General features: G+C 54.3%; 9 protein-coding genes and 1 pseudogene. 4 read left to right on the top strand and 6 right to left on the bottom strand.

What is annotated here, in order from left to right:
• A partial coding sequence (locus BMZ42_RS17635) for a hypothetical protein (protein ID WP_210185248.1) occupies positions 1-812 on the top strand: 812 nt, incomplete at its 5' end.
• Positions 813-1,448: 636 nt separating this feature from the next.
• On the opposite strand, the gene BMZ42_RS18145 is transcribed toward BMZ42_RS17635, so the two are convergent.
• From BMZ42_RS18145 to BMZ42_RS17620, 4 genes are all read right to left on the bottom strand, one after another.
• On the bottom strand, positions 1,449-1,586 hold the full coding sequence (locus BMZ42_RS18145) for a hypothetical protein (protein ID WP_175556786.1): 138 nt from the start codon (positions 1,584-1,586) through the stop codon (positions 1,449-1,451).
• Positions 1,587-1,891: 305 nt separating this feature from the next.
• Positions 1,892-2,038, bottom strand: coding sequence for a hypothetical protein (locus BMZ42_RS18140; RefSeq protein WP_175556785.1), 147 nt, complete (start codon positions 2,036-2,038; stop codon positions 1,892-1,894).
• 146 nt (positions 2,039-2,184) lie between these two features.
• A complete protein-coding gene (locus BMZ42_RS17625) occupies positions 2,185-2,406 on the bottom strand; it encodes a hypothetical protein (RefSeq protein ID WP_091525178.1) in 222 nt (73 codons plus the stop codon).
• A 107-nt stretch (positions 2,407-2,513) separates the two neighbouring features.
• A complete protein-coding gene (locus tag BMZ42_RS17620; RefSeq protein ID WP_091525176.1) occupies positions 2,514-2,723 on the bottom strand; it encodes a cold-shock protein in 210 nt (69 codons plus the stop codon).
• A gap of 277 nt (positions 2,724-3,000) precedes the next feature.
• Here BMZ42_RS17620 and BMZ42_RS17615 point away from each other — a divergent pair, with 277 nt between their 5' ends.
• Positions 3,001-3,360: a hypothetical protein gene (locus tag BMZ42_RS17615; RefSeq protein ID WP_139208008.1), complete on the top strand. Its 360-nt coding sequence runs from the start codon at positions 3,001-3,003 to the stop codon at positions 3,358-3,360.
• 226 nt (positions 3,361-3,586) lie between these two features.
• Entirely contained in the window at positions 3,587-3,847 is a 261-nt protein-coding gene (locus BMZ42_RS17610) for a hypothetical protein (RefSeq protein WP_091525185.1), read from the top strand.
• Positions 3,848-4,119: 272 nt separating this feature from the next.
• Here the strand turns inward: BMZ42_RS17610 and BMZ42_RS17600 are convergent, their stop codons facing one another.
• Entirely contained in the window at positions 4,120-4,482 is a 363-nt protein-coding gene (locus BMZ42_RS17600) for a DUF1515 family protein (protein ID WP_091525170.1), read from the bottom strand.
• A gap of 137 nt (positions 4,483-4,619) precedes the next feature.
• Positions 4,620-4,865 carry a hypothetical protein gene (locus BMZ42_RS18135; RefSeq protein ID WP_175556784.1) on the bottom strand — a complete coding sequence of 82 codons (246 nt, stop codon included), beginning with the start codon at positions 4,863-4,865 and terminating at the stop codon, positions 4,620-4,622.
• 132 nt (positions 4,866-4,997) lie between these two features.
• Here BMZ42_RS18135 and BMZ42_RS17590 point away from each other — a divergent pair.
• A pseudogene (locus BMZ42_RS17590) lies at positions 4,998-5,225 on the top strand (IS21 family transposase); the annotation flags it as partial.

The following is a 5,225-nucleotide window of genomic DNA, read 5'->3' as shown; positions in this document are numbered from 1 at the left end:
GGGGGCACGTGCGCTTTCAACTATTTAGATTGATATTGAACGAAACCAGAGACCTATTTTCGTCGTCTGATTCACGGGAGACTTGGTTGCGGCGTGTATTCAGCGAGCCATTTGTCTTCCAGCACAAAAAGCTGTACCACTATGTTCCTGTAGGGTTCGAACTGAGCGACCAGACCGAATACCAGATGGGGAAGGTCGCTCGGGAGCGGACTGTTCGTGATCATCTGCCACCATCGGAAGACCTGGAACCGTTTGAGCGAGCGTCTTGGGACGTCGCTCACATCGTCATCGATCCTCAGCATCATGACGATGGGCAGAAATTCGGCTTTGAGATAAGCAGCCTCGGGGATCCACTTGCGCTGCTGCGTTCAATGACGGCGCACATCAACACACTTCCGCATGCGCCATTCCATATCGCCGGGAATCCAATCTCCAAGATTCAAAGTTTTGTTGATTTTTTGGAGCGCCACCCAGAAAACATTTCATTCATACAGTTTGATCTCAACGCGCCAAATATGTTTGGCGATCGGACAAACGTTGATGCAGAGATGAAGGTGGCGCGCGACAAATATAGAGCGAAACGAGCCCGTGTTGTATTGGCTAATGATGAAGGCATGAGCCTAGACCACCAGCGCATACGGGAAATGGCTGAATACGCGACCACTGGCGGGGGAGAAATCAAGGCAAAAACGCTGGATAAGGCAAGTTTCCACTCTCGCGAGGGAGTGCAAGAGGTTTATATTCCTACGGATGGCGATATAGATAAACGTGAACTATTGTGGCTGCTCATCAACGCGTTGTTCCGAAAATGACAAAGACAATAGGTTACTGCGTTCTTATATGTGGCGTCACATTTGTCGGCGTAGTTGCCATGTCTCACCCGACGGCGTTGAGCGACGAGCACAGCTTCTTAGCGGGGTTCGTTGGCAACGAACTTCTAGCAGTCCTGGGGGTCATTCTGGCAATAACCATTGCTGCGGCCGCGCAACTTCATCTCAGCCTAAATTCGATTGAGGAAAGGGTTGGAGCCGACAACCTTTTCCCCACTACACGGCGAGGAATCCAATCGTCCGTCCACTGGTTGATCGCGCTTTTCGTGATTGCAATAGTGCTCGTTGTGATCAAACCCTTTGTGACAGGCTCTACTACCGGACAATCCCTCGTGAATGGTACCGCGCTTGTTCTATTGTTGTGGAACGCCCTGATCCTGCTTTCGATATCGAGTGCCGTATTCGGAGTGAAGCCGGTCATAGATGATGGGTAAAATTTCTCCGACCCTTTATTTCTAAGATACTCCCCCGCTCCGGCGGGGTTTCCTTTATCCAGCCCGACGCAAGGTCAGCTTCCGATAACTACGCGCTCGGCTGTCTCCTCATCCTTACTACACAGTCGGGCAGCCCTGCGTCGCCCTCACCTCCTGGACGGCGCGGGGCATTTATCCACGGCGCTTAGACGAACCACATCACCACAATGCCACCGATCACAACGAGGATCAGGCCTGCGATAAGCATGGGCATAAGGCTGCTGGCCTTTTCATCGCGAGCGCTTGCGGCTTCGCTTGATGTCACTATCGGCTTTTCTAGCATCGGAGCCTCCTAGGCGCCACATCATGCCGTAGAGTAAGCTGACCCGCTTTGATCGTTCGCAAGCTGCTGGGTATTTTCTTCGAGGTAATTTTCGCTGCAGCGCGCAACATTACTTGCGACTATTCGCTTTTCCTTTGCCTGAATGCAGAAATCGTAGTATTTGAGCATCTGGGAGCAGGCTTTCCCAGAAAGGCCCCGTCACGACTCCGGCCCCCAATCCGAGTGGCGGGGTTTCTTTTTCGTGGTAACCTAATGCATCAAAAATGCTGCGGTGTAAGATCACCCCTCCGCCTTCATGGTGCGAGCTATTTCAAGAAGCTTCCTGCGATCAATGCCATGCTTCGCCACCAGCTCCCTGCCTGCAGGGGGGAAAGATCCGTGTTTTCGACCAGGTGCTTAATCTCAGCCTCCACGTCGCTGCTTGGGTCTGTCCAGTCATTCTTGCTTGCCATCGGCTTTCTCCTTCAAGGTAAAACCATTGCAGGTGGCGAGAGTTCCTCGCAGTCTTGGTCTAAAATACTTCCGTCAGGGGCCCACTCGGCTGTTTGACTAAGGCGCAAACCGCTCTTGATCACGAAGCGGAAGCTTCCTCCCAAACTTACTTTGCGCGACTTCCGAGGCTACGGATTTTCTTGACAGGTGCGGCTGGCATTTTCGCGTCCCGTGCCACGCGCGCAGATCGCAAACGTTCGGTTTTAGACAAGCGGTTCGCCACCTCCGCATCCAAGATCACTCGGACGTTTCGGGTAACCTCGTCTGCCTTGACTTCTTGCTTGGAAAGCTTCGGGCGAAAAATCGCGGCGATTGCAGCTTGGTCCATAGTCAGTCTCCTTGAAAACGAAAAAGGCCGGGAAATCCCGACCTTCCTCTAAACGCCTCGCGGGCCAGTGCCAGTACATCCGTGGTCAAAGACCGAGGCGTGATAAGTTAGGCAGCCTGAAGGTTCTCGGCTGCAGCTTTTCCGCTGCGATTGTCTTTCACGACGTCGAAGCTAAGCTTCTGGCCTTCCACGAGCGTGCGCATACCTGCGCGCTCCACAGCGGAAATGTGAACGAACACGTCGTCCCCGCCGCCATCCTGCTCGATAAAGCCAAAACCTTTGGTGGAATTGAAGAACTTGATTGTTCCAGTGCTCATGACGACTTCCTTTCAAATCGACAGAATAAAACCGTCGTCCGCCGAGTGGCAGACGCCGTACAACACGAATCTGATAAGGAAAATCGGAGAAGCGCCGGAGCGCAAAAGCAAAGTTCGTAAGCAAGATCGATAAATTCACCCTACGCGCTTATTGTGTTCAACACAAGGCGTGATGAATTGATGATTTCAGAAGGACCTGCGGAGATCACAACACATTGTTGAAGGGATTGGGAACATGACGGGTCACGCGAAGTTGTCCTCCAAAGGAGTCAATTCGATGCCGACATCTATCAACATTCCTACTAACGTGCGCGAAGAGATCGGGGCATTCATGGACTATGCCCAAGACAACAACCACACGCTTAACATGGCCGAAGCGCTGAAAGCCATTCGGCGCAAATTCCCCTATCTTGAAACATCAGACGCCGCTCTTGTCGGCGCTTTCACCAGCGAGGCCGCTTCAAGCAATGTCCTTCTACATTTTGATATCCTGTTGACCGAAGGACATCTCGCCCCCGATCCCACGCCTAACCAGAAGCCAAGCTTGGACCGGTGGGAAAACGAAGGGGGCGCTGCAGCAGACGACCGAGCAAAATGGCGCGCCGGATTTCCGACCACCGAGCAAGAGCCCGAGTAACTAGGCATCGCACCATACTGATCTCAAAGGTCGGAATTCTTGCTACAATAAAGCAGTCGATCGGAGCTGACTAAGTCACGTTTGGTCGCCGCCCTCATGGCTTTCAAACGCAATTGGAACGCATTTCAAGCGCAAGCTTAGAGGTTCGCACGCTCAAAGACTTTGCTGCGAGCAAATACGCGTCGGAAACCCCACCGACCCGCCGTCCTTGAAGGGCACCCAGGCCATGGAACTCCGTACACAACGCTCTAGCGTAACCTTTACCTCAGACTTCTTCCTCCACGGGTTTGCGAAGGCACAGCCGCCCGGCGAGTATCGTATCGAGTCCGACGAAGAGCAGCTGGATGGTCTTACTTTCATCGCTTTTCGGCGGATAGCGACCTACATCCACCTTCCTGCTATGACAACCGGTCGGTTAGCCAGCCAGATAATAGAAATCGATCCGGCTGATTTGGAGAAGGCATTAGCCAAAGATCGCGCCACCTGATGACCAACGTAGTCACTCTCCACGGGGACAAGCGATGGCGCGCAGTGATCGAATATAGTTCCCCATATTCAAGTCATGAGCATTATTTCGAGGAGATAGCAGATCTCCCTATCATCATTGAGCGCGGGCCTGACTGGAATTTTCTCGCTCGTTGCACGGTCACTCTCAACCGCAACGACAATGACGGGGCTCAACACAGCGCATCGCTGCGAGAGGTAAAGACCGACAAATCGTAGATCCTCGCTCTAACTTCTATCGACTGCCGGCGACAGCTATGGGGGCGGCCGCCCTGTCAGCAGCGTCCATGCTGCTGCAAAGCCACCAGCTGCGGACAACAGCCAGCCGCCGAGTTTGAGTAACCCGCGCCCAAGCGTGCCCGCCCCCGCTGCCTTGTGGGTCAGCGTCGTCACCTCGACAGTTACCTTCTCCATGCCCTCAACCTTGTTTTTCAGGGCCAGCATGTCTGTTTCGATGTGTGTCTGCCGAATGACCAAGTTGGAGAGTTCTTCACGAACCCCCTGGCGGTGTGTGGCTGACGTGCTGCGGTCCTCCTGGACGTCGCGACGTAGACCTTGGACCTCGGCCGTCAAACCGCCGATCGCTTCATAGAGTTTGTTCAAGCTCGTATCGACCATGCCCCGTCCATACCTATTGCCAGCAGCCGCGCTGCGTGCCGAAACCGTTGTGAGCTGCTACGCCTTCCGCAAAGGGCCGGTCATGCTCGATGATGAAAGCGCGGGTTTGCGGCGCTGGCGTCAGCTTGCGCCAGCCATCACAGACCGAAGCGGGCGCACTCGTCTGGCAGCCCGCCAAGCTCACGACACAAGCCAGCATCGTCCAGGTTGCGTATCTGGTCATCGGTCGCGTTCCTTTCGCGCAAGACTTCGACGGATCGGTTGAGAGTGGTCAGGCGCTCGGCTGCAGCGCCTGCGTGGTAGGCTTTGACGTGGCTGAGGGTGAGTAGGCCCAGAACCGCGATGATGGCCGCCAGCGAGGCCCACAAGTGGTATGAGATCATTCATATTGCTCCAGACTGTGATTTTTCATGGAATGAGGACCCTGTTTAAGGGGTGATTTTCGTCCAAACGGGACCCCTTAACGTGGGGTCATCAAAATGCCTCCGGTTTCATCGGAGGCATTTGTGTTTTGGATGTTGATTGTGGAGACGATTGCAAAGATACGCCGGCTTTCGCGGGTTCAGGGCAAGTCGATCAAGGCGATTTGCCGCGAGTTGAAGGTTTCACGGAAAGTGGTGCGCAAGGTGCTGCGCTCGGACGAGACCGAGTTCCGCTACGAGCGCAAGCATCAGCCCTATCCGCGGATGGGGGCATGGCGCGAAGAGCTTGACCGGATGCTGACGACGAACGTGGCCAAGCCC

The organism is Aquamicrobium aerolatum DSM 21857 (assembly GCF_900113935.1).
GTDB classification, from domain to species: domain Bacteria; phylum Pseudomonadota; class Alphaproteobacteria; order Rhizobiales; family Rhizobiaceae; genus Aerobium; species Aerobium aerolatum.
This window is presented reverse-complemented; position numbering and strand designations above follow the sequence as displayed.

Coding starts and splice junctions, on each gene's coding strand:
- BMZ42_RS17600 (WP_091525170.1), bottom strand. CDS start 4,482: ATGGTCGATACGAGCTTGAACAAACTCTATGAAGCGATCGGCGGTTTG.
- BMZ42_RS17620 (WP_091525176.1), bottom strand. CDS start 2,723: ATGAGCACTGGAACAATCAAGTTCTTCAATTCCACCAAAGGTTTTGGC.
- BMZ42_RS18140 (WP_175556785.1), bottom strand. CDS start 2,038: ATGGCAAGCAAGAATGACTGGACAGACCCAAGCAGCGACGTGGAGGCT.
- BMZ42_RS18135 (WP_175556784.1), bottom strand. CDS start 4,865: ATGATCTCATACCACTTGTGGGCCTCGCTGGCGGCCATCATCGCGGTT.
- BMZ42_RS17610 (WP_091525185.1), top strand. CDS start 3,587: ATGGAACTCCGTACACAACGCTCTAGCGTAACCTTTACCTCAGACTTC.
- BMZ42_RS18145 (WP_175556786.1), bottom strand. CDS start 1,586: ATGCTAGAAAAGCCGATAGTGACATCAAGCGAAGCCGCAAGCGCTCGC.
- BMZ42_RS17615 (WP_139208008.1), top strand. CDS start 3,001: ATGCCGACATCTATCAACATTCCTACTAACGTGCGCGAAGAGATCGGG.
- BMZ42_RS17625 (WP_091525178.1), bottom strand. CDS start 2,406: ATGGACCAAGCTGCAATCGCCGCGATTTTTCGCCCGAAGCTTTCCAAG.